Source organism: Tardiphaga sp. OK246 (genome assembly GCF_900188215.1).
Lineage (GTDB): Bacteria > Pseudomonadota > Alphaproteobacteria > Rhizobiales > Xanthobacteraceae > Tardiphaga > Tardiphaga robiniae.
The window spans coordinates 428011-452849 of record NZ_FZOX01000003.1 but is presented as its reverse complement, the minus strand read 5'-3'; the positions used below and the strand labels follow the sequence as shown (position 1 = coordinate 452849).

17 protein-coding genes are annotated in these 24839 nt (G+C 63.3%); 12 read left to right on the top strand and 5 right to left on the bottom strand.

Features of this window, described 5'->3' with window-relative positions; translation table 11 throughout:
- Positions 1–86 precede the first annotated feature (86 nt).
- The 4 genes from CHC01_RS15130 to CHC01_RS15115 are packed head-to-tail and all read right to left on the bottom strand — an operon-like array spanning position 87 to position 3229.
- Complete coding sequence (locus CHC01_RS15130; RefSeq protein WP_089265088.1) at positions 87–680, bottom strand: MarR family winged helix-turn-helix transcriptional regulator; 594 nt, start codon at positions 678–680, stop codon at positions 87–89.
- A 4-nt stretch (positions 681–684) separates the two neighbouring features.
- Positions 685–1437, bottom strand: coding sequence for an ABC transporter permease (locus CHC01_RS15125; protein WP_089265087.1), 753 nt, complete (start codon positions 1435–1437; stop codon positions 685–687).
- Positions 1438–1439: 2 nt separating this feature from the next.
- The gene (locus tag CHC01_RS15120) at positions 1440–2261 is read right to left on the bottom strand and encodes an ABC transporter ATP-binding protein (RefSeq protein ID WP_089265086.1); all 822 of its coding nucleotides are present in this window, start codon (positions 2259–2261) and stop codon (positions 1440–1442) included.
- Positions 2261–3229 (bottom strand): ABC transporter substrate-binding protein, encoded by a 969-nt coding sequence (locus CHC01_RS15115; protein ID WP_089265680.1) that lies wholly within the window; start codon positions 3227–3229, stop codon positions 2261–2263. The genes CHC01_RS15120 and CHC01_RS15115 overlap by 1 nt, the downstream gene beginning before the upstream one ends.
- A 297-nt stretch (positions 3230–3526) precedes the next feature.
- Between CHC01_RS15115 and CHC01_RS15110 the strand changes: the two genes are divergently transcribed.
- The 12 genes from CHC01_RS15110 (at position 3527) to CHC01_RS15055 (ending at position 23961) form a co-directional block, all read left to right on the top strand.
- Positions 3527–4687, top strand: a complete 1161-nt coding sequence (locus tag CHC01_RS15110) for an FAD-dependent oxidoreductase (RefSeq protein WP_089265085.1) — start codon at positions 3527–3529, stop codon at positions 4685–4687.
- Positions 4666–5616 (top strand): polysaccharide deacetylase family protein, encoded by a 951-nt coding sequence (locus tag CHC01_RS15105; protein ID WP_244558370.1) that lies wholly within the window; start codon positions 4666–4668, stop codon positions 5614–5616. Before CHC01_RS15110 ends, CHC01_RS15105 begins: the two co-directional genes overlap by 22 nt.
- A gap of 175 nt (positions 5617–5791) precedes the next feature.
- Positions 5792–6790 carry a Bug family tripartite tricarboxylate transporter substrate binding protein gene (locus CHC01_RS15100; protein WP_244499825.1) on the top strand — a complete coding sequence of 333 codons (999 nt, stop codon included), beginning with the start codon at positions 5792–5794 and terminating at the stop codon, positions 6788–6790.
- Positions 6791–7693: 903 nt separating this feature from the next.
- Entirely contained in the window at positions 7694–9217 is a 1524-nt protein-coding gene (locus CHC01_RS15095) for a UxaA family hydrolase (RefSeq protein WP_089265084.1), read from the top strand.
- A 234-nt stretch (positions 9218–9451) separates the two neighbouring features.
- Positions 9452–12739 carry a transglutaminase family protein gene (locus tag CHC01_RS15090; protein WP_089265083.1) on the top strand — a complete coding sequence of 1096 codons (3288 nt, stop codon included), beginning with the start codon at positions 9452–9454 and terminating at the stop codon, positions 12737–12739.
- Between the two features lie 31 nt (positions 12740–12770).
- The gene (locus CHC01_RS15085) at positions 12771–15278 is read left to right on the top strand and encodes a circularly permuted type 2 ATP-grasp protein (protein WP_089265082.1); all 2508 of its coding nucleotides are present in this window, start codon (positions 12771–12773) and stop codon (positions 15276–15278) included.
- On the top strand, positions 15275–16153 hold the full coding sequence (locus CHC01_RS15080) for a transglutaminase family protein (RefSeq protein ID WP_089265081.1): 879 nt from the start codon (positions 15275–15277) through the stop codon (positions 16151–16153). The genes CHC01_RS15085 and CHC01_RS15080 overlap by 4 nt, the downstream gene beginning before the upstream one ends.
- The gene (locus CHC01_RS15075) at positions 16150–17349 is read left to right on the top strand and encodes a BaiN/RdsA family NAD(P)/FAD-dependent oxidoreductase (RefSeq protein ID WP_089265080.1); all 1200 of its coding nucleotides are present in this window, start codon (positions 16150–16152) and stop codon (positions 17347–17349) included. Before CHC01_RS15080 ends, CHC01_RS15075 begins: the two co-directional genes overlap by 4 nt.
- Positions 17350–17381: 32 nt before the next feature.
- The gene (locus tag CHC01_RS15070) at positions 17382–18764 is read left to right on the top strand and encodes an ethanolamine ammonia-lyase subunit EutB (protein WP_089265079.1); all 1383 of its coding nucleotides are present in this window, start codon (positions 17382–17384) and stop codon (positions 18762–18764) included.
- Positions 18765–18989: 225 nt separating this feature from the next.
- A complete protein-coding gene (locus CHC01_RS15065; protein WP_089265078.1) occupies positions 18990–20573 on the top strand; it encodes a B12-binding domain-containing radical SAM protein in 1584 nt (527 codons plus the stop codon).
- Between the two features lie 16 nt (positions 20574–20589).
- Entirely contained in the window at positions 20590–21408 is an 819-nt protein-coding gene (gene eutC, locus CHC01_RS15060; RefSeq protein WP_089265077.1) for an ethanolamine ammonia-lyase subunit EutC, read from the top strand.
- Between the two features lie 213 nt (positions 21409–21621).
- The gene (locus CHC01_RS15055; RefSeq protein WP_244558369.1) at positions 21622–23961 is read left to right on the top strand and encodes an efflux RND transporter permease subunit; all 2340 of its coding nucleotides are present in this window, start codon (positions 21622–21624) and stop codon (positions 23959–23961) included.
- Positions 23962–24046: 85 nt separating this feature from the next.
- Here the strand turns inward: CHC01_RS15055 and CHC01_RS15050 are convergent, their stop codons facing one another.
- Positions 24047–24547, bottom strand: a complete 501-nt coding sequence (locus tag CHC01_RS15050; RefSeq protein ID WP_089265075.1) for a hypothetical protein — start codon at positions 24545–24547, stop codon at positions 24047–24049.
- Between the last annotated feature and the right edge of the window lie 292 nt (positions 24548–24839).

The following is a 24839-nucleotide window of genomic DNA, read 5'->3' as shown; positions in this document are numbered from 1 at the left end:
CCACAAGCTCCGAGCGCCCGGCCGGACCCCTCATCCGTCACGGCCTTCGGCCGTGCCACCTTCTCCCACAAGGGGAGAAGGAAGGATCACCCCACCACCGGCGCCGTGTCTGTCTTGATCTCGCTCTGCCGGCCGTCGATCACGTCGGCGAAGCGCGTGAGTTCGTGCATCAAGAGCTGCTGTCCTTCGAGTCCGAGCGGTGCCAGCAACTCCCGCTGCACGTCGAACACCCGCGGGATCGCTTCATTGATCACGGTCTCGCCCGCCGAGGTAAGCTGCACGCGCAGCGTCCTGCGATCGTTCGGCTCCGGCAGCCGCGCCAGGTAGTTCTGCGCTTCCAGCTTGTTGAGCCGGCTGGTCAGGCCGGCGCCTGATAGCAGCAGCGATTGGGCGATCTGCTTCGGCGACAGGCTGTAGGGCGCGCCGGCGCGGCGCAGCGCCGTCAGCACGTCATAGGTGCCGCGCGTCAGTTCGAAGGGCGCGAGCGCCTCGTCGATGAGGGCTGTGCATTGCATCTGAATCCGGCCGATCAGGCCGTAGATGTGCACCGGGCTGGGGTCGATATCCGGTCGCTCCGTCTGCCACTGCGCAAAAATGGCCTCGACCTGTTCGCGCATTGCCGCGCGCGCGCGTGTCGGGCGACGCGAGGGTGGTTTCGATCCAGATGTCTCGTCAGTCATGGCGTCACGGCGTCCAGTCGATCACACGTCGTTCGATAAACTCGATGCCGTGAAACAGCGCGATACTTAGCACGGTGAGCAGCGCGATGGCGGCGAAAGCGAGCGGCGTCTGCGACTGCGCGGTGGAGGTCAGGATCAGATAGCCGAGCCCGTCCTGCGCGGCGACGAATTCGCTGATCACCGCGCCGATCACGGCGAAGGTCACCGCCACCTTGCAGCCGGTGAAGAAGTGCGGAAGCGCCACGGGAACGCGCAGCCGGCGGAACACCATATGCGGCGAGGCGCCGAGCGAGCGCATCAGGTCGAGCATGGTCTTTGGCGCAGCCTCGAAGCCGGCAACCATGTTGACGAGGATCGGGAAGAAGCAGACCAGCACCACGACCAGGATCTTCGGCCATTCGGAGAGGCCGAACCACAGGATGATCAGCGGCGCCACGGCGACCTTCGGCACCGACTGCAGGCCGAGCAGGATCGGATAGATAATCCGGCGCGCCAGTGGATTGAGGCTGATCAGGATCGCCAGCGGCAGCGACAGCGCGATCGCCAGCACGAAGCCGAGCACGGTCTCGCGCAGTGTCACCAGGGCATTCGATGCCAGCTCCGGCGCCCACTTTACGGCTGAATGATAGATCTCCAAGGGCGCCGGCAGGATCCATGTCGGAATTTTCAGGGCGTCGCAGATGAGTTCCCAGCCGATCAATAGCGCCAGATAGATCAGTGGCGTGGCGGCGCGTTCGATGAAGCGCGGGAAGGACATGATCAGCCACCCATCCGGTTGAAGATGATGTCGCGGATCTGGTTCTTGATCTCCTGGAAGCGCGGCAGCTTCACGGTGTCGGCATCGCGCGGACGCGGCAGATCGATGGTGATGTCGGCACGGATGGTGCCGGGGCGTTCCGACATGATCAGCACGCGGTCACCAAGCAGGATCGCCTCCTCGATGTCATGGGTGATGAGCAGCGCGGCGCGGCCGAGCTCCTGCCAGAGGCGCGAGAGTTCGAGCGACAATTCCTCGCGGGTGAGCGCGTCGAGCGCGCCAAAGGGTTCGTCGAGGAGTAGCAGGCGCGGATCGGAGATCATGGCGCGGCAGAAGGCGGCGCGCTGCTTCATGCCGCCGGACAGTGCCTGCGGGCGCTGATGGGCGAAATCCTTCAGGCCGGTGAGTTCGAGCAGTTTCAGCGCGCGCTCGCGCGCGGCGGCTTTCGGCAGCGCCAGCACGTCGGCGGGAAGCAAGACGTTGTCGAGCACGCTGGTCCACGGAAACAGCACGTGCTCCTGAAACACGATGCCCACTTCATGCGATGGGCCCTCGAGCGGCGTGCCATAGCGCTGCATGGTACCGGTGTCCGGCATTTCCAGCCCTGCAACGAGGCGCAGCAGCGTGGACTTGCCGCAGCCTGACGGGCCGACCACCGAGACGAAACTGCCGGGATCGATGCGCAGATCGACCGGGCCGAGTGCATGGGTCGCCTTGCCGCCTTTGCCGGGATAGGTCTTGGTGACGCCCTTGAGGTCGATTGCAGGAACCACCGCCGCGGCAGTCCGCGACGGCGCATCATTGTGTGCGGAAATCGCCGTCATCAGTCGATGAAGCCCGGCGCGAACAGGTCTTCCGGCTTCACGGGATTCTTCAGCGTGAAGTTGGCCGACATCACATCGACGGTGCTGGCGATGCTCTTCGGCTCGATATGGCCGAGCGCGCCCTTCACTTCGGCGAGCTCCTTCACCAGCCTGGTCTCGCCTTCGATCACGGCAGGCGCGAGCTCCTTCTGATACTTCGCCATGATGGTGGCGGCTTCCGCCGGATTAGCGAAGGCGTCCTTCATGCCCTTGATGGTGGCGCGGACGAAGGCCTTCACCTGATCCGGGCTCTTTGCGATCATCTCCTCGGAGGCGATCAGGCCGTTGCCGTAATAATCGAGATTGGAGTCGGCGTAGTTGATACGGGTGACTTCCTTCGGCGCCACGGCTGCCGCAATCAGCGGCTCGCCGACCGAGAACTGGCAGATCGCATCCGCGCGTCCGTTGGCGAGCAGCGACGGCAGCGCCGAGCCTTCGGCGACCACCCACTTCACCTTGCTGGCGTCGATGCCGGCGGCCTTGGCGAAAGCCGGGAACAGCAGGCGCACCGAGCTTGATGCGGTGTCGGCGACGGTCTTGCCTTCGAGATCCTTCGGCGAATTGATGCCGCTGCCCTTGATGGCGAAGATCGCCTGCGGCGGCTTCGCATAGACCACCGAGACCAGCTTCACCGGCACGCCGTCATTGCCTCGCGCCAGCACCAGCGAACCGGCATCGGCGAAGCCGAAGGTGGCGACGCCGGCAGCAACCTTCTTGATGGCGTCGGCCGAGCCCTGGCCGCGCACGAAGGTCACGTCGAAGCCCTCGGCCTTGTAGTAGCCCTTCTCGCGGGCGACGTAGAAATAAGCGTGGCGGCCGTTGAAGCCGAAATCGGTGATGAAATTGATCTCGGCAGCCTGCGCGCTGGAGACGCCGGCCGTGGCCAGGGTCGCAAGCAGGGCGGCGGTGAGGCGAGCGCGGAATTTCATGGTCTGACCTTCAGTGACGGGTGAGGAGGAGGCCGGCTTTCGCTGCGCAAGCGGCGCACCCAAATTCGTTCGCGGTCGAATAAATGCTAAGGGCGGATTTGAGGAAGATCAACGGCGACGCTGCCCAAAAACTCATCGAGATAAACGAAATTCCGCGTAATATCCGCGCATGTGGCTCGTTTCTGAGGCGGCTCACGCCGTTGCTTGACAGCTGCGAGCAGCCCGTTCTAAGCGAAATCATTCGCTATCGAATGATGCGCTCTTGGACGCTGTGGCGCCGCTGGAACGAGGTGAGAGATGGATCGCGGAACACGGATCGCCGTTCTCGGCGCGGGTCTCGCCGGATTGACGGTGGCGGGGCTGCTGCAGCGCGCCGGCTTTCCGGTTGCGGTCTATGAGCAGTCGCCGCGTTTTTCGCGCATCGGCGCCGGCATCATTCTTGGCGCCAACGTTTCCAAGGTGCTGCGACGGCTCGATCTCGAAGACGCCTTCGCCGCCACCGGCATTCGCCCCGATGCGTTTCTCAGCCGTGCATGGGATACGGGCGAACAGCTCTACAGGCTCGATTTCGACGCGGAATGCGAAGCGCGTTTTGGCGGCCCCTTTGTCAATATCCACCGCGCCGATCTGCATCAGTTGCTGCAGCGACCGCTCGCGCCCGGCACCATCCGTTTCGGCCACAAGCTCACCGGCATCGAGGAGCGCGGCGACGCGCTCACCTTGCGCTTCGAGAACGGCACAAGCGCGGAGGCCGATATCGCCATCGGCGCTGACGGCATTCGCTCCATCACCCGCGAACTCATCCTTGGCGCGGAAGAGCCACGCTTCATCGGGCGTTCTGCACCGCGCGCGGTGTTTCCGGCGAGCCGCATCACGGGTGACCCCATCGACGACTGTACCAAGTGGTGGGCGCCCGACCGGCATACGCTGGCTTACTACATGACGCCCGACCGCAACGAGGTCTATGTCATGGCGGCGCTGCCGATGGCGCGCTGGGACGGCGACGGTTCGCCGGTGAAGGGCGACCGCGACGAATTCATTGCCGCCTTCGACAGCGCGCATCCCGATCTCAGGCGCGCGGCGGAAGCGGCGGAAGACGTCACCGTGTGGCCGATCTTCGATCGGCCGCGCAACGACACCTGGCACAAGGGTCGCGTGGTGCTGATGGGCGATGCCTGCCATGCGGTGCGTCCGTTCATGGCGGCTGGCGGCTCGGCGGCCATCGAGGACGCCGCGATCCTCGGTCGCTGCATCGCCGAGTTCGGCGACCCCGCCACGGCCTTCGCGCATTACACGATGATCCGCATCCCGCGCGTCGCCGACATCCAGCAGATTTCCATCGCCAATTCGTGGATGCATGGCCCGACCGAGACCGACTGGTTCTTCGGTTATGATGCCTGCACCGTGCCGCTCGACCGAGCCATTCCGGAGGCCCTATGTCCGAATTTGCAGCGATGAAGCCCGGCGACATCCGTCCTGAACCGATGCAGGCGCGCGATCTCGTCGGTTACGGCGCCACGTCACCCGACCCGCGCTGGCCGAACGGCGCGAAGATCGCGGTCAGCATCAGCCTGAATATCGAAGGTGGCGGCGAGTCCACGCTGGTGAATGGCGATGCGGTCTCCGAAGGCATGCTCAACGATATCGGCGTGCCGACGAAAGAGGGCGTTCGCGTTCCGCTGGTGGAGTCCGTGTTCGAATATGGCAGCCGTCGCGGCGCCTGGCGCATTCTCGATATTCTCGATCGCTTCAAGGTGCCTGTCAGTATTCTCGGCGTCGCGCGGGCGATGGAGCAGAATCCGGAGCTGGCGAAAGCCTGCGTCGCGCGCGGCCACGAGATGGTCAGCCACGGCTATCGCTGGATCGACTATTGCCATGTGGATGAAGCGACCGAGCGTGCGCATATCCGCAAGGCGATCGAGATACTTACCGAGCTGACCGGTAGCCGCCCGCTCGGCTGGATGACCGGACGTCCCGGTCCCAACACGCGGCGCCTGCTCGCGGAGGAGGGCGGCTTTCTCTATGACCGCGACTCGCTCGCGGATGAGCTGCCCTACTGGGTGAAGACCGAGCACGGCCCGTTTCTCGTCGTGCCGTACTCTTATGAATCCAACGACAATCGCTTCAACGAGAATTCCGGCTTCTCGACCGGCGAGCAGTTCTTCACTTACATGCGCGATGCCTTCGATGTTCTCCACGCGGAAGGCGTCGCCGGCGCGCCGAAACTGCTGTCCATCGGTTTGCATGACCGTTTGATCGGCCGTCCTGGCCGTGTTGGCGGCCTCATCAGGATGCTCGAACACATGAGCGCGCATGATGGCGTATGGTTCTGCCGCGGCATCGATGTCGCGCAGCATTGGCGAACGCATTTTCCGCCGAAGCCATGACGCGCCGCTGACGGCCGGGCAATATTCCGGCTGATGGCATGCACGCCAGAGGCGGTGTTGCCGCATGTGTTTTCCGAACGCCTGTACGTGTCACTGCTGCTTTGCCTTCGCAGGCGAAGCCGGTCATACTCGATACACTTATCCGCAGAGATAAGATCAAATCGGGAGAACGATCGTGCGAAACAACTTGCGTCTGCTCAATCGACGCCAATTCGTCACTGCGGGCGCAGGCGCTGCTGCATTGTTGAGTGCGCCGTCACTCGTCCGCGCCAACAGCTGGCCAACCAAGCCGATCAAGATTCTCGCGGGCTCCGCGGCCGGCGGCCAGACCGATCAATTCTCCCGCGTCTATGGCGAATATCTGTCGCGTGAACTCGGGCAGACTGTGGTGGTGGAGAACAAGGCCGGTGCGGGTGGCGCCGTTGCGGCGATGGAGCTGAAACGCTCCGATCCCGACGGCCACACGCTGATGATCTGCAACACCACCGCCTATATGCTCAATCCCGTCCTCATCAAGGACATCAAGTACAGTGTCCCGCAGGACTTCGCCTGGGTCGCGGTGATGCCGGGCGGCAGTCTGCCGCTGATGGTGAGCGAGAAGGTCGGCGCAAAGACGCTGAAGGACTTCATCGACTATGCGCGCAAGACCGAGAAGGTGAATGTCGGCACATATGCGTCCGGCTCCTTCGCGCATATGGTCATCGTCGAGCTCAACAAGCAGTATGGGCTGAAGATGGAGGCGGTGCATTATCGCGGCGAGGCGCCCATGTGGCAGGATCTCGCCGGTGGGTCGATCGATGCCGGCATCGGCAGTTACGCCGCGGCATTGCCGGTGCTGCAAACCGGGAAAGCGCGCGCCGTTGCGGTGTCGCGCCGCCGCATCAAGGATCTTCCCGACGTCGGCACATTCCTCGAACAGGGCGCAACCTCACGCGCGCACAGCCTGCTGACCTTTCAGGGCTGCGTGGCTCCGGCGAAGACGCCGCCGGAGGTGGTCGCAAAACTGTCAGCGCTGTTTGTTGGCGCCGGCAAGAGCGATCGCGTGCGTGAACTCCTCAAGAGCCAGGGTATCGACGAGGGCCCGATGACACTGGAGGCGAGCCAGGCGCTCTACAAGGAAGAGGCGCCGGTCTGGGCCGAACTCGCTGCGAGCCTGGGTCCGCAGCCGCAATAGTTGGGCGTCATTCCGGCGTGTTCGCGGCGCAAGCCGCACGCGAGCGCGGAGCCATGCTCGTCATTCCGGGGGTGCCCCCACTGTCATTCCGGGGCAGGACGGACCGCGAAGCGGGCCGGACTGAGCCCGGAATCTCAGAGTGTTCAGCGCAAAGCAGGTCGGGATTCCGGGTTCGCGTGCGCGAAGGCGCGCCCGCGCCCCGGAATGACAGTGGGGGTAATACGCACCAAAACATTTATTCCTAAATCCCGTTGACAGCATCTCCATCAGGTTTATATTCCCCTTCGTCCTGCCCCACCGAGAGGGGCGATCGCGATCGTCACGTTCGCGGGGCAGGATGCGGTGGACGCCGGAGATGCGGCGTGACGCGGTTCATGGATAACGTCTGTCTTCGGGCAGGACGGATCTGCGCCAGCACTGCCACTGGCAAGGAGACGGTCGGCCTTGGGGATGGACAGAATCCTGGACAGTGTGACGGACGACCAAGTCAAAACGCGTTCGGCTTACTCGCTTGAGGCTCCCTTCCCATCGCCTTGGGACTTTAATTCGCGATCGGAGCGTTCGTCGAGGCAAAGTGCAAGCAACCGAAAAAACACCGCAGGCGGAACGTCGGGCACTTGCTCGGCGCCTCCGAAAGTCCTGATGCACTCTCAATTGCGGAAGACCGCATCGCATCAGGCCCAAGGGTGCAACGGGCACCTGGCGTTCCGCACGCCCTCTCACAAGAGGGTGGGAATGCAAAGGACGACGGCGCCCCCGCGCCGCAAACAATGGGGGTGATGACGCATGTCTGATCGGCGTCATCATGGGCCACAGCGGGGCTGACGCCGCCTGCGTCTTTCAGCTAGAGTCATTCCAAACAAGAGGTCTGCCAGACCACAAAACGCTCGCGAGGAAATCCCGATGGCTCCATCCCCCGTCATTCGTCTGCATGACAACGACGCCGTATTGATCGCGCGCACCACGCTGCTGCCCGGTATCGAGGTGACGACAGGCGTCGTGACGTCGGAGCGCATCCCCGCGGGCCATAAGGTCGCGATCCGGCCCATCGCCACCGGCGAGGAAATCCGCCGCTACGGGCAGATCATCGGCTTTGCCACGCAGCCGATCGCGCCCGGCCAGCATGTCCATACGCAGAACATGGGCATGGGCGATTTCGATCGCGACTATGCTTACGGTGTCGACGTCAAGCCGACGCCGAATTTCGATCTGCCCGCCACCTTCATGGGTCTCAAGCGCAGCGATGGCCGCGTCGCCACGCGCAACTATATCGGCATCCTCACTTCGGTGAATTGCAGCGCGCATGTCGCCAGCATGGTCGCCGATGTGTTCAAGAAAAATCCCTTCACCGGGCACAATCCGCTCGCCGACTATCCCAATGTCGATGGCGTCGTCGCGCTCACCCACAAGACGGGCTGCGGCATGACGCAGGACGAACCGCTGACGCTGCTGCGGCGGACGCTCGGCGGCTATGCGCGGCACGTGAATTTCTCGCATGTGGTTGTGCTCGGTCTCGGCTGCGAGATCAACCAGATCGGTGGCTTGATGCAGGAGCAGAAGCTCGCAGGACGTCTGCGCGAGATGCAGATCCAGGAGATCGGCGGCACCCGCAAGACAACGGAAGCGGGCGTCGCCTTCGTCAATGAAGTGCTGGCCGATGCCAACAACGTCACGCGCGAGGAAGTCTCTGCCAGCGAGTTGACGGTCGCTCTGCAATGCGGCGGCTCCGATGGCTATTCGGGCATATCCGCCAATCCGGCGCTCGGCGCGGCGAGCGATCTCTTGGTGCGTCATGGCGGCACCGTGGTGCTGTCGGAAACGCCGGAGACCTATGGCGCCGAACATCTGCTCACGCGCCGCGCGGTGTCGCGCGAGGTCGGCGAGAAACTGGTCGGGCTGATGCGCTGGTGGGACGCCTATTGCGAACGCGAGGGCGCCGAGATGAACGCCAATCCGAGCCCCGGCAACAAAGCCGGTGGCCTCACGACCATTCTCGAAAAATCTCTGGGCGCGATGGCCAAGGCCGGCTCGACCAATCTCGTCGACGTGCTGAACTATGCCGAGACGATCACCAAGAAAGGCTTCGTCTTCATGGACACGCCCGGCTACGACCCCGTTGCCGCGACAGGGCAGGTCGCCGGCGGCGCCAATCTCGTCTGCTTCACCACCGGCCGCGGCAGCGTGTTCGGCTGCAAGCCGGCGCCGTCCATCAAGCTCGCCACCAACACGCCGATGTTCAAGCGCATGGAAGAGGACATGGACATCAATTGCGGAACCATCCTCGATGGCGACGAGACGGTGCAGGAATGCGGCCAGCGCATCTTTGAGCTGATGCTCAAGACCGCGTCCGGCGCGCCGACCAAGAGCGAAAGCTTCGATTTCGGCGGCGCGGAGTTCGCGCCCTGGGTGCTCGGCGCGACGATGTGAGGGTGACCGCTGCTCCGTCCTCATCCTGAGGAGCGGCGCACTTGCGCCGCGTCTCGAAGGATGGCCCAGCACTCCGATTCATGGTTCGAGACGCGCGCCAAGCGGCGCGCTCCTCACCATGAGGGCTGAGTTAGGTGAAGCGCCCCCAATCGAGGCACATCGTGCCCGTTGTTAGAGCTTGATCCCTGGCACCTCCGGTGTTCTGCTTAAAAAAGCTGCTGGAGTTGCGCCACTGTGTCGATCTTCGTCGCACTGAACCACGTCACCCATTACAAATATGATCGGCCGATCACGCTGGGGCCGCAGACCATCCGGCTGCGACCCGCGCCGCATGCGCGCACGCCGATTCTGAGCTATTCGCTGAAGGTCACGCCGACCAATCACTTCGTGAACTGGCAGCAGGATCCGCAAGGCAACTGGCTGGCGCGCTTCGTCTTTCCGGAACCGGCCAACGAATTGAAGATTGAGGTCGACTTCACCGCCGAAATGACGGTGATCAATCCGTTCGACTTCTTCGTCGAGCCCTATGCCGAGACATTTCCCTTCGCCTATACCGACGACCTGAAGAGCGAACTCGCGCCCTATATGGCGACGACGGAGCCAGGGCCGTGTTTCACGGCCTATATGGCGGAGATCGCGAAGGAAGCGCCCAACACGGTGAACTTCCTCGTCGATCTCAATGCGCGCCTGCGCGAGAAGGTCAACTACATCATCCGCATGGAGCCCGGCGTGCAGTCTCCGGAAGAGACGCTGCTGTCCGGCGCGGGCTCATGCCGCGACTCTGCGTGGCTCCTAATCGAGACACTGCGCCATCTCGGCCTCGCCGCGCGTTTCGTCTCCGGCTATCTGATCCAGTTGCGCCCGGACATCGATCCGATCGAAGGGCCGCCCGAGGTCGAAGCGGACTTCACCGATCTGCACGCCTGGGCCGAAGTCTATATCCCCGGTGCCGGCTGGGTCGGCTTCGATGCGACGTCGGGCATGCTGACAGGCGAGGGGCATGTCCCCGTGGCGGCGACGCCGCATTTCCGCTCGGCGGCGCCGATCTCCGGCATGGCGGGCTTCGCCGAAGTCGAGTTCGCGTTCGCGATGGGCGTCAAACGCATTCGCGAGGCACCGCGGATCACCAAACCGTTCTCGGATGAATCCTGGGCCAGGCTCGACGCACTCGGCGAAAAGGTCGATGCCGATCTGAAGGCGCATGACGTGCGTCTCACCATGGGCGGCGAGCCAACCTTCGTGTCGGTCGACGATATGGAATCGCCGGAGTGGAATACGGCCGCCGTCGGCCCGACCAAACGCGGCCTCGGCGACGATCTGATCCGCCGGCTGCGCACGCGCTTCGCGCCGGGCGGCCTGATGCATTACGGGCAGGGCAAATGGTATCCCGGCGAAAGTCTGCCGCGCTGGGCGTTCGGCCTTTATTGGCGCAAGGATGGCGTGCCGATCTGGAAGAACGACGCGCTGATCTCACGGATCGAAGGCCCGCGCAGCGCCGATATCGGCGGTGCCGAGCGTTTTGCCGAAGGCACCGCGCGGCGGCTTGGCCTGCCGAAGGACTATGTTATTCCGGCCTTCGAGGATCCCGTCTATTGGGAGCAGAAGGAATCGAACCTGCCGAACAATGTCGTGCCCGGCGACTCCAAATTGCCCGATCCGGAGGAACGTGCGCGCATGGCGCGGGTCTTCGAACATGGCCTCGACAGGCCGAAGGGGTTCGTGCTGCCGATCCAGCGCTGGAATGCGGAGACGGCCGCGGACAGACGCTGGCGGTCCGAGCGGTGGAAGCTCCGCCGCGGCAACCTGTTTCTGACACCCGGCGATTCACCGATGGGCCTGCGCCTGCCGTTGTCGTCGCTGCCGCATCTCACCGAAGAGGAATATCCGTTCATCGTGGAGCAGGATCCGCTGGAGCCGCGTGGCGACATGCCGGTGTTCGACGAAATCGCGTCGGCGGAAAACCAGCCCGCCGCACAATACGTCCAGGAGCAGCAGATTCGTTCCGGCGGCGTACGCACGGCGATGTCGATTGAAATTCGCGACGGCATTCTCTGTGCCTTCATGCCGCCGGTCGAGAAGTTTGAGGATTATCTCGAACTGGTGACGGCGCTGGAGGCGACGGCCGAAGAACTGCAGATGCAGGTGCATGTCGAGGGCTATCCGCCGCCGTTCGATCCGCGCGTCGAGGTCATCAAGGTGACGCCCGATCCCGGCGTGCTGGAGATCAACATCCATCCCGCCGCGAGCTGGCGCGAGGCCGTCGATACCACGACGTTTCTCTATGAGGAGGCCGCGAAGACGCGGCTCGGCGCCAACAAGTTTCTGCTCGATGGTCGTCACACCGGCACCGGTGGTGGCAATCACGTGGTGGTCGGCGGCAGCTCGCCGGCGGACTCGCCCTTCCTGCGCCGGCCGGATCTCCTGAAGAGCCTCGTGCTGTATTGGCAGCGCCATCCATCGCTGTCCTATCTGTTCTCCGGCATGTTCATCGGTCCGACCAGTCAGGCACCGCGCATCGACGAAGCACGGCATGACGGTCTCTATGAATTGGAGATCGCGCTGGCGCAGGTGCCGCCGCCCGGCGAGAAGGCGCCGCTGTGGCTGGTCGATCGGCTGTTCCGGCACATCCTCGTCGATATCACCGGCAATACCCATCGCGCCGAAATCTGTATCGACAAGCTCTATTCGCCCGATGGCACGACGGGTCGTCTCGGCCTCGTCGAATTCCGTGCGCTGGAGATGCCGCCCGATCCGCGCATGTCGCTGGCGCAACAGCTGCTGATCCGCGCGCTGATCGCAAAAATGTGGCGCGAGCCGCAGGACGGCAAATTCGTGCGCTGGGGGACGGCGCTGCATGATCGCTTCATGCTGCCGCATTTCCTGTGGGAGGATTTCCAGGACGTACTCACCGAACTCGGCCGCTCCGGCTATGAATTCTCCAAGGAGTGGTTCGAGGCGCAGCTCGAATTCCGCTTTCCCGTGTTCGGCCACGTCACCTATGGCGGCGTGACGCTGGAAGTCCGGCAGGCGCTGGAACCCTGGCATGTGCTGGGCGAGGAGGGCTCGGCCGGCGGCACCGTCCGTTATGTGGATTCCTCGGTAGAGCGGTTACAGCTCAAGGCCAATGGCTTCACGCCGGGCCGGCACGTCATTACCTGCAACGGCCGGGCGCTGCCGATGACCGACACCGGCCGGGCCGGCGAGGTGGTCGCCGGCGTCCGCTTCAAGGCCTGGCAGCCGGCCTCCGGCCTGCATCCGACGATCCCGGTCCATGCGCCGCTGGTTTTCGACATTTATGACAGCTGGAATCGCAGGTCGCTCGGCGGCTGCGTCTATCATGTGGCGCATCCCGGCGGCCGTAATTACGAGACAAAACCGGTCAATGCCTACGAGGCGGAAGCTCGCCGGCTGGCCCGTTTCGAGGAGATCGGCCACACGCCCGGCGAAATCGCTCCGCCAAGGGCAGAACGCACACTTGAATTCCCATTGACCCTCGACTTGCGAACGCCTCTCCTGCATTGAGAATGCAGGCAGTTTGGGCTGGAGAGTCGGAATGACGGGACAGGCCGGTCAGGGGAAAAAGCCCCGTCCGGGACATCGTAAAGTCGCGCAATGGACCCGCGACTACGAGCGGCTGCCCGGGATTCCCGACGAATTCATCGCCCAGGACGGCACGCCGCGGGAGGTCTGGACGCGGTTCTTCGAGGCCTTCGGCGCCATGGCGCCCGTCGAGATCGAACGCCGCTTCGGCTCTGCCGACCGTCATCTCCGGGAAGCTGGCGTCACCTACCGCGCGCCCGGCGAAATCGCAGACCGGATCTGGCCGCTCAGCCATGTGCCGCTCCTGATCGACGAATCCGAATGGCTGCAGATCTCGGCGGCAATGACCCAGCGCGCCGAGTTGCTGGAGAAGATTCTCGGCGATCTCTATGGCGATGCCAGCCTCGTCGCGTCCGGCGCGATCCCGGCGGCGGCGATTGCCGGCAGCTCGGAATATCTGCGAGCCATGCGCGGCGTGAAACCGCCCGGTGGCCGCTATCTCAACGTCTATGCCGCCGATCTCGGCCGCGGTCCCGATGGCCGCTGGTGGGTGCTCGGCGATCGCACGCAGGCGCCGTCCGGCATGGGCTATGCGCTGGAAAACCGGCTGGTGCTGTCGCGCGCCTTCACCGACCTCTACAAGTCGATGAATGTCGAGCGCGTCGCGCCGTTCTTCGAAGCCTTCCGCGACAGTCTGCGCGCGTCGGCCGATCGTGACGAACCGCGCGTCGGCCTGCTGTCGCCGGGGCCGTTCAGCGAGACCTATTTCGAACACGCGACGCTGGCGCGCTATCTCGGCTTCCTGCTGGTGGAAGGTGACGACCTCGCAGTGTCCGGCGACCGCGTGCATATCCGCACCGTCGCAGGCCTGAAGCGGTTGGACGTGCTGCTGCGCCGCGTGGATGCCAATTCGCTCGACCCGCTGGAGCTCGATGCGTCGTCGCAGCTCGGCGTGCCCGGGCTGATCGACGTTGTCAGAAAGAATGGCGTCGTCGTCGCCAACATGCCCGGCTCCGGCGTGATGGAAGCGCGCGCACTGCTGGGCTTCCTGCCAAGCTTGAGCCGGAAGCTGCTCGGCGAACCACTCAAGATGCCGCATATCGCGACCTGGTGGTGCGGCCAGAAATCGGCGCGCGAGGAAGTGCTGGCGCGGCTCGATGACTTTGCCATCGAAGGCGCCTATGGCGGAGCGGTGCCCGGTTTCCCTGGCTACTCGCCGGTGCTTCCGTCGCAGCTCTCGCCAAGCGAGCGCGAGCGTCTGAAGGCGGCGATTGCCAATCGCGGCGTCGATTATGTCGGACAGGAGCTGGTGCAGCTGTCGACCACGCCGGTCTGGGACAATGGCCGGCTCGCGCCGCGTCCGTTCGTGCTGCGCGTCTTCGCGGCGGCGACACCGGACGGCTGGACCATTATGCCGGGTGGCTTCTGCCGTATTGCGGATCAACCGGATGCCCGCGCAGTCTCTATGGGCGCCGGCGCGCGCGCAGCCGACGTCTGGGTGGTGGCCGACAAGGCCGTTGCTGCATCGACGCTGCTGCCGGCCGTCGACAATGTTCGTATTCGCCGCATTGCCGGCTGGGTGCCGAGCCGGGCCGCCGACAATCTGTTCTGGCTCGGGCGCTATCTCGAGCGCGCCGAATCCACACTGCGTCTGATCCGTGCACTCAGCGTGCCGCAGCGCGATCCCGGCAAGGGCGGCGCCACTGGGCAGCAATCGATTGAGCGCATCCAGCGCATGCTGATGACCTGGGGCGCGACATCGCTGACATCACGTTCGCAGCCGGCGAAGGTCGCCGCGCAAGCCTTGCAGAGCGAAGAGCAGTTTGGCTCAGCGCTATCGCTGGTGCGCTCCGCATTGCGGACCGCAACCTCGCTGCGCGAACGGCTGTCCCCCGACGCCTGGCAGGTCATCACCGAAATGGCCGAGCGGCTTGCGCATGAGGTCGAAGATGACGATGACGTCGTCAGTGCGGCCGAGCTGACCTTGCAGGAACTGGCGAGCTTCGCTGGTCTCGCGCAGGAAAACATGAACCGTGCCGCCGGCTGGCGTTTCCTCGAAATGGGGCGCCGTGCCGAACGCGCCATCAACACCACGCGCTTTGCGCGGCAATTCGCGTCCGACGAGGCGACGAGCGACGATCTCGACATCCTGCTGACGCTGGTGGATTGCCAGATCACCTATCGCTCGCGTTATCTCGTTGGCCCACTACTCGCGCCGGTGCGCGATCTCGTGGTGCTCGATCCCTATAACCCGCGCTCGGTGGCATTCCAGGTCTCGGCACTGAACGATCACATCGCCAGCCTGCCGACGCTGAAGGAGAACGGCCTGATGGAACGGCCGCAGCGGCTGGCGGTGGCGCTGCGCTCGTCGCTCGTCACCGGCGAGGCATCCGAGATTCATACCAAGTCACTGTTTGCGCTGGAGCAGGATCTGCTGACGCTCGCGGATTCGATCGGCCTGCATTACTTCCCGCACGGCGCCAGCGCATCGCGTCCTGAAAAGCTGACGGGGCTGGCGTGATCTACGAAATCCGCCATGTCACGACCTACAGCTATGAGAGCCCGGTGAGCTATGCGCGCTGCTCGCTGCGGCTGCAGCCCAACAGCAGCGCCGGTCAGCAACTGGTCTCGCATAGCGTCGATATCAAGCCGCTGCCGGCGGCCCGCGCCATGCGGACGGATTTCTTCGGCACGCCGACGGAAAGCGTGTTGATCGAAACCCCGCATCGGGTGCTGCGGATCGATAGCCGGTCGAGGGTCTATGTCGAACGTTTTGCGCCGGGGCGCGGCGACGACAGCCCTTCCTGGGAGAGCGTCCGCGAGGCGGCGTTCGATTCCAGCGACCTCAGCGGTGCGTCGCCGATTGGTTATGTCTTCGCCAGTCCGCTGGTGCCGATCATCGATGCCGTCACGGACTATGCGGCGATGAGCTTTACTGAAGGCCGCGGGATTCTCGCGGGCGCCGTCGACCTGATGCATCGCATCCGCACCCAGTTCAAATACGATCCGAAGGCCACGGTGATTTCGACGCCGTTGCAGGAGGTGCTGGATAAGCGCCACGGTGTCTGTCAGGATTTTGCGCATATCATGATTGCGGGCATGCGCGGCCTCGGTCTGCCTGCCGCCTATGTCAGCGGCTATCTGCGCACCATTCCCCCGCCGGGCAAGGAACGCCTGCAGGGCGCCGACGCGACCCATGCCTGGGTGTCGGTCTGGTGCGGCGAGGAACTCGGCTGGATCGGCTTCGATCCGACCAACGATATCCTGGTCGAGAACGATCACATCGTGCTGGCGATCGGCCGCGATTTCTCCGACGTGTCACCGGTCGATGGCGTGATCGTCGGCGCACGTAAGCAGAAGCTCGCTGTCGCCGTCGACGTGCTGCTGCTGGAATGACCATCGTCCGTCGCGCGCATAACACGGCCGACGTCATCATCCTCGGCGCCGGTGCGGCCGGCCTGATGTGCGCCGGCATTGCGGGGCAACGCGGTCGTTCGGTGATGCTGCTGGAGCAGGCGAGGGCGCCCGGCGAGAAGATCCGCATCTCCGGCGGTGGACGCTGCAATTTCACCAACCTGCATACGACGCCGGCGAATTTCCTGTCGCAGAACCCGCAATTCTGCAAATCGGCGCTAAAGGGCTTCACTCAGCAGGACTTCATCGCGCTGGTCGAGAAATACCGCATCGCCTATCACGAGAAGACGCGCGGGCAGCTGTTCTGCGACGGCTCGTCCCAGCAGGTCATCGACATGCTGCTCGACGAAAACCGCCGCGGCGATGCGCAGATGCGGCTCGGCGTGGGCATTCTCGGTGTGACGAAGAACGAGAGTGGTTTTGTCGTCGCTACGGATCAGGGCGAATATCGCAGTCAGTCGCTGGTCGTCGCGACTGGCGGGCCCTCGATCCCGAAAATGGGTGCAAGTGCCTTCGGCTACAAGCTGGCGCAGCAGTTCGGGCTGAAGATGATCGCGCCGCGCGCCGCATTGGTGCCGTTGACCTTCGATGTCGCAGCGCTCGCGCAATTCAAGGATCTCGCAGGCGTTGCTGTTGATGCCGTCGTCAGTGTCGGCAAGACCAAATTCGACGAGGCACTGCTGTTCACCCATCGCGGTCTCAGCGGTCCGGCGGTCCTGCAGATCTCGTCCTATTGGCGCGACGGGCTCGATGTCGTCATCGACATGGCGCCGACGCGCGATGTGCTCGCCGCCCTGAAGGACGCACGCCGCGAACGACCGCGGCAGGAGCTGGCGACCGTGCTCGGCGATATCTTGCCGAAACGACTGGCCCAGATGGTTGCGGACAGGATCGTCGGCCCGCCGCGGCTGGCGGATTTTTCGGACAAGCTTCTGGCGTCGGTGGCGGCAGCGGTGAAGGAATGGCGCGTACGGCCGAACGGCACCGAGGGCTATCGCACGGCCGAGGTAACCCTTGGCGGTGTGGACACCACAGAACTGTCATCAAAAACGTTCGAAGCGACATCAGTGCCGGGGCTGTATTTCATCGGCGAAGTCGTCGATGTCACCGGCCATCTCGGCGGCTTCAACTTCCAGTGGGCGTGGTCTTCCGGCGTTGCCGCGGGGCGGCACGTCTAGACAGCCTCCGGCGAATATCCAACAATCCGGCCATGATCTATCGCCACGCCATCGGTGACCATACGCATGTCTTCGCGGATCTGCGCGACCTCATGGCCAAGGCAACGCCGCCGCGCTCCGGCGACAGGTTGGCCGGGATTGCAGCCGAGACCGCCGAGCAGATGATCGCCGCGCGGATGGCGCTCGCGGATGTGCCGCTCAAACAGTTCCTGCAGGAAATGGTGGTGCCTTACGAGGACGATGAGGTCACGCGTCTTATCGTCGATACGCATGATGCCGCCGCATTCTCCACGATCTCGTCGCTGACCGTCGGCGGCTTTCGTGACTGGCTGCTGTCAGACGCGGCCACGCCGCAAGTCCTTCAGACCGTCGCCCGCGGCATCACCCCGGAAATGGCCGCCGCTGTCTCGAAACTGATGCGCAATCAGGACCTGATCCTGGTGGCCAGGAAGTGCGAGGTGATCACGCGCTTTCGCAATACGATCGGGTTGCGCGGGTGCATGAGCGTGCGGTTGCAGCCGAACCACCCGTTCGACGATATCAGGGGCATCACGGCATCCATCCTCGACGGGCTGATGCTGGGCTCGGGCGATGCCTGTATCGGCATCAATCCGGCGAGCGACGATCCGGCGGTGCTGGGCGGGTTGGTGCGGCTGCTCGACGATGTCATCACCAAGCTGGATATTCCGACCCAGAGTTGCGTGCTCGCCCATGTCACGACCAGTCTTGATCTCATCAACCAGGGCGCTCCGGTCGATCTGGTGTTTCAGTCGATCGCCGGGACAGAGGCCGCCAATAGAAGTTTCGGCATCGATCTGGCGATCCTGAAGGAAGCTCATGCCGCCGGGCTTTCGCTGAAACGCGGCACGCTTGGCCAGAACGTCATGTATTTCGAGACCGGGCAGGGCTCGGCTCTGTCGGCTAACGCCCATCACGGCGTCGATCAGCAGACTTTGGAGGCACGGGCCTATGCAGTTGCGCGGGCGTTCGATCCACTCCTGGTGAACAGCGTCGTCGGCTTCATCGGCCCCGAATATCTCTATGACGGCAAGGAGATCATCCGTGCCGGGCTGGAGGATCATTTCTGTGGCAAGCTGCTTGGCCTGCCGCTGGGCGTCGACGTCTGTTACACCAACCATGCCGAAGCCGATCAGGACGACATGGACAATCTGCTGACGCTGCTGGCCGCGGCCGGTGTGACTTTCGTCATGGGCGTCCCCGGCGCTGACGACGTGATGCTGAACTACCAGTCGACGTCATTTCACGATGCGCTCTATATCCGCGACCTGTTTGGGCTCAAACGCGCACCGGAGTTCGACGACTGGCTGCAACGGGTCGGGCTCTCCGGAGCGGACCTTCGCATCCGCGATCAGGACGACCTGCTGCCCGATCTGGCCGCGCGTCTGATCGCCTGACGTCAATAAACCGTCATAAGGCTTGGCGCTTTGTGCGCACTTGTGCGGAGCTGGTCACGACCTTGTCACCGCCCGCCACAATCTTGAAGAAATTCTGGCCCAGATTCGGACGCCGTGATTAGATCGCTCAAAGTATTCGGCAGGAGTGGAACGGTTTTATCTCGGCGACGTTATTGAAGGTTCAGCGCTTATGGGGACTGCTGATGCATTCACAGAGGAATTTTGATGAGAGCTGAGGGCAGGCAGACGGTCCGGCGCATCCTGTGCGTCTTTCCGCGATACACGTCTTCATTTGGCACGTTTGAATATTCATATCCTCTGACCGACGGCGTTCAGGCCTTCATGCCTCCCCAGGGCTTGCTGCTGATTGCCGCCTACATGCCCGAGAACTGGGAAGTCCGTTTCATCGACGAGAACATCCGCGCCGCCACGCCCAATGATTTCCTGTGGGCCGAAGTTGTGCTGGTGTCAGGCATGCACATCCAGCGCACGCAGATGAACGACATCTGCTACCGCGCGCATTCCTACGATCTTCCGGTGGCGATCGGAGGGCCGTCGGTCTCGTCATGCCCCGATTACTACCCGGCTTTCGACTATCTCCATATCGGCGAACTCGGTGATGCCACCGATCAACTGATCGATATCCTGGAAAAGGATACGTCGCGCCCGGACCAGCAGGTCGTGCTGAAGACCACCGACCGTCTGGACATGACCAGGTTTCCGATTCCGGCCTATGAACTGGCTGATATTCCGCGCTACTTCCTCGGCAGCATCCAGTATTCTTCGGGCTGTCCATATCAGTGCGAGTTCTGCGATATCCCCGGCCTCTATGGTCGCAATCCGCGCCTGAAGTCGCCGGAGCAGATCACCGCCGAACTCGACAAGCTGCTCGAATGCGGCATCATGGGCTCAGTCTATTTCGTCGATGACAACTTCATCGGCAACCGCAAAGCCGCACTCGATCTGCTGCCGCATCTCGTCGAGTGGCAGAAGAGGACCGGTTTTGTCTTGCGCCTGTCCTGCGAGGCGACGCTGAACATCGCCAAGCGGCCGGAAATCCTTTCGCTGATGCGCGAAGCCTGGTTCGGCACGATCTTCTGCGGCATCGAGACGCCCGATCCCGTCGCCCTCAAGGCGATGAAGAAGGATCACAACATGATGGTCCCCATCATGGAGGCGATCGAGACGCTGAACAGCTTTGGCATGGAAGTCGTGTCCGGCATCATCCTCGGCCTCGATACCGACAAGCCCGAGACCGGCCAGCATTTGCTCGAGTTCGTGGAAACGTCACAGATTCCGCTTCTGACCATCAACCTGCTGCAGGCGCTGCCGCAGACGCCGCTTTGGGACAGGTTGAAGAAGGAAGGACGCCTGAACGAGGACGAGGGCCGCGATTCCAACGTCGACTTCCTGTTGCCGTATGAGGACGTGGTGAAAAGCTGGCGGCGCGCCATGGGCAGTGCCTATGTGCCAGAAAAACTGCTCGAGCGTTTCGAATACCAGATCCGCCACACATATCCCAACCGGATCAAGCCGCCGATCGGCGCCATGCTGACCTGGAAGAGCATTCGTCTCGGTTTGGTCATGCTGCGCAACATCTTCTGGAAGGTCGGTGTGCTCGGCGATTACAAGCGAGCGTTCTGGAAATTTGCGCTCCGTCGGCTGGCCCGTGGCGAGATCGAGTATCTCATCAGCGGGATCATGGTGGCGCACCACCTGATCAACTTTGCCCGCGATGCGTCCGGTGGTCAGACCAACGCGTCCTATTATTCGCTGAAACTGCAGGACGCTGCCGTTCCGGCCGAATAAGCGATAGGTTGGCGTCATGACAGATCGGAATGATGTGACGCCGCCGGTGCCGCAGCGCTCCCTCGCGGAGCTGCGGGCGTTGACGCCGGCGCGTGTCGGGCTCGGCCGGGCCGGAGCCAGTCTGACCACGCGGGCCCTGCTTGATTTCACGCTCGACCATGCCCGCGCACGTGACGCGGTCCATGCGCCCTTCGAGGCCGAAGCCATCGCGGCCGCACTGGCCGGGCTGGGGACGAGCGCGCTGGTGGTGACGAGCCAGGTCGCGGATCGGGCCGACTATCTCAAGCGCCCCGATCTCGGCCGCCGACTGTCTCGCGAGTCACAGGAGATGCTTAAAGGTCGCGACAGCGCCGCGTGCGATCTGGTGATCGTGATTGCGGACGGCCTGTCTCCGGCTGCGGTCAATGCGCACGCGCTTGGCCTGCTGGGTGCCTTAATGCCCAAATTGGCGGGGGTCGGGATCGGCGCTGTCGTGGTTGCCGGCGGGGCCAGAGTCGCGCTCGGCGACGAGATCGGTGCGTTATTGAGGGCGCGGATGACGATCATGCTGATCGGCGAACGTCCGGGTCTCTCGGCGCCGCAGAGTCTCGGTGCCTACCTGACCTTCGCACCGCGGCCGGGTCTGACGGACGCTGCGCGCAACTGCGTGTCGAACATCCAGGTGGCCGGTCTGTCCTTCGAGGAGGCAGCGAGCAAGATTGCCTGGCTGGCGCGCGAAGGGCTGAATCGCAACATGACCGGTGTGGCTCTGAAAGACGAAAGCGGTCTGCAACTGGTAGCACCGCTCGTTGCACCAGATGAAACAACAGCCTCTGCGCTCCATTTTGTGACCTGAAACGCAACCTCGGCGCGCTCGCCGCCTTGCGATGTGTCATACAGACCTGCTACATCTGCCCGCGGCAAATTTACCGCATGTTTTCAAGGGCTAGCGCTGTTCGGTCTCGCCGATTCCAGCCTTACTACTGCCCGCGACGCTTGCTAGGCAGACGCCGCTGACGACAGGACTGGACAGGGTATGCACGATACGGTTCCCCCCCACGACGCGGATATGAATAAATTGCGCAAGGGGCCGATCAGCATCGCCTTCGGGCTTGAGCGCATCGGTCTGATCGCGGTGAAGGCGCCGATCCTGTCCTGCGTGATCCTGCTCGCGCTGGTGATCGGTGCGATCTTCGGCATCCAGCGCATCAAGATCGACGATTCGCTAAGCCAGTTATTTCGTTCTGACAGCAAGGAATACAAGCAATACGAGGAAGTGACGAAGCGCTTCCCGTCCACCGAATTCGACGTGCTCGTGGTGCTCGAAGGCAAGACGCTGCTTGCGCGCGACAATCTTGGAAAGATGCGCGACCTCGTCACCGACCTGCAATTGGTCGATGGGGTCCGCGGGCTGATCTCGATCTTCTCGGCGCGTCAGACGCCGGCCCCCGGCAAGTTGCCGGCAGCGCTGTTTCCCAACGATCTTCCTGAAGGCGCCGACTACGACAAGTTCATCGAGACGGTGAAGCAGAACGAGCTGATCCGCGGCAAGCTTTTGTCCGACGATGGAACTCTAGCGCTGGTGGTGCTGTCGCTCGACCCGGCCGTGGTCAGCAACAGCAAGCTCAGCACCGTAGTTGCCGATATCCGCAAGACCATGAATGAGGACCTAGCCAATAGCGGTCTGACCAAGGAATTGTCGGGCGTGCCGGTGATGCAGCTCGAAATCCGCAACGCGGTCGAGCGCGACGGCCTGATCTATAACATCGCCGGCATTCTCGCCGGCTGCGTCATTGCGATCATCTTCTTCCGCAAGATCTCGTTCATGATCATCGCGGCGTTTCCGCCGCTGCTGGCGATCCTGTTGTCGCTCGGCGCGCTCGGCTGGGCCGGCTTCAGCCTCAACATGTTCCTCAATGTGATGACGCCGCTGATCATGGTGATCAGTTTTGCCGACTCGATGCAGCTCACTTTCGCGGCGCGTGACCGGTTGATTGCAGGCGAGGACAAGTATTCAGCATTTACGAATGCGGTTCGTGTCGTGGGTCCGGCCTGCGTCCTCACCCATGGCACCGCCGGCATTTCGTTCCTGGCGTTGCAGTTCTCCGACTCGGACCTGATCCGCGCCTTCGGCGAGGCCGGTCTCACGGCCACCATCATCGCGCTGGTTGCGGTGCTGTCGCTGGTGCCGGTGTTCGGCGTGCTGCTGGTGCGCAACGAGAAGATCTTCGCCGCCAAGTTTCAGACCGCCGATGCCGGCGTGCAGGCGCTGCGCGCCTTCTGCTACTGGATCGCGGTGCGCATGGTCGGCCGTCCTGGCCTGTTCAGCCTGATCTCGCTCGTCGTCGTCGTTGGTCTCGGGATCGTTTATGCCAATCTCGAGCCGCGCTATCGGCTGGCCGATCAGGTGCCGGACAAGGAGCAGGCGGTCGCGGCCAGCGGACGGCTCGACGCCAAGCTGACCGGCGCCAATCCGATCGACGTGCTGATCGAATTTCCGAAGGGCGCGGATCTCTATTCGCCGGACACGTTGGCGACCATCGCCGAAGTCCACGCCATGGTCGAGAAGCAGGCCGGTGTGGGTAACGTCTGGTCGCTGGAGACGTTGCGGCGCTGGCTGGCGGAGAAGGCCGGTTCGTCGGATGTCGCGACGCTGAAGGAATATGTCAGCGTGATACCCGAACATCTGGTGCGCCGCTTCATCTCGGCGGATCAGACGGCGGTGGTGGTGTCTGGCCGTGTGCCCGACAGCGATTCGAGCAAGATCCTGCCGGTGGTCGACAAGCTCGACAATGCGCTGAATGCCGTTCGCACCAAGCACCCGGGCTATGAGATCGCGGTGACCGGCCTCTCTGCGATCGCGGCGCGTAACAGCGCCGGGATGATCGAGAAGCTCAATCACGGCCTGACCATCGAGTTCGGTCTGGTCGCCGTCTTCATCGGCCTCGCGTTCCGCTCGTGGGTGGTGATGCTGGCCTGTATCCTGCCGGGCATCTTCCCGGTGGTGCTGGCCGGCTTCGTATTGTGGCTGCTCGGGGAGGGGCTGCAATTCGCCAGTGTGGTGGCACTGACAGTATCTTTCGGTCTCGGCCTCAGCGCCACGATCCACTTCCTCAACCGCTTGCGTCTGGAAGACGCGCCCGGCACCGATCCCGCGATCGCCGTCGAGCGTGCGACTGTGCTCGTTGGTCCCGCGCTGATCCTGACGACGGTGGTGCTGGCCTGCGGCCTCGTGGTGACGGTGTTCTCGGATCTGCCGTCACTGCGGCTGTTCGGCTGGCTCAGCGCCTTCTCGATGGTCGCGGCACTGGTGGCCGATCTGTTCATCCTGCGCCCGACCGCGATGTGGCTGATCAATCTGCAGCAGCGCCTTACGGGCAGTTCGGTTCTTGCGAAGCAAGAGAAGTAATCAACCGCGCATAGCAAGGACGATCAAATAAAAAAGCCCCCGGATCGCTCCGGGGGCTTTTTTGTGAATGGCGTGGAAGCCGGCGTCAGCTCTTGACCATGTTGATCGAGACGCCGCGAATTTCGCCCTTGGAGCTGATCGACACCGACTGCTTGTTGCCGCGGGTCGTCAGCGTGATGTTGGCCGCAAAGCCCGCGGCCTCGACGAAGACGTCGATCTGGCCGCCGCCCGCCTTGCCGACCAGATTGCCGTAGACGTTGCGGCTGGCTTCGCTCCAGCTGCCCGAAACATTGTTGCCCTGGCTGGTGACATTGCTGGAGAGGTCGAACTTGTAGCTGTCGCTGGCGCAGCGCAGCGTCTGCGCCAGGGCGCTGCCGCCGCCATCCACCTTGTACGTCGCCCGGCAGCGAATCCGCTCCGAGGAGCCGTCCGACATGGAGACCGTTCCGGTACCGCTCCAGGCCCCGTCGAAGCCGGCGAACGGTCCGGACTGGGCATGGCCTGCGGATACCGACAGCAGCAGGATCGCGCCAGCGCCAGCGGCCTTGAGGGCGTGCCCGAACCGCGTTGCAGAATGGAATGTCATGTAAGTTTTCCCAAAATAGCGCTGTGTAACCGAGTTATGCCGCGCCTCATCGAAGCTTAAGTGTCGCTGCACATCTTTAGGTTCAATAGAGCGATCATAATTGGACGATTGTAAAAGTAACATGTCACCGCCCACAAGCGCGAAGGTTCCCGGAGCGGAACGGGTGGAGGTCATGCGCGTCTGAACAATTGTCCTAAAACCTTATCTTGTCCTGCGGGGGTGGCATCGGCCGGCCCTGCAGCCAGTGCGGCCATGTGCGCAAGTTTTCGCCGCATTTATTCGTGTCTGTGGG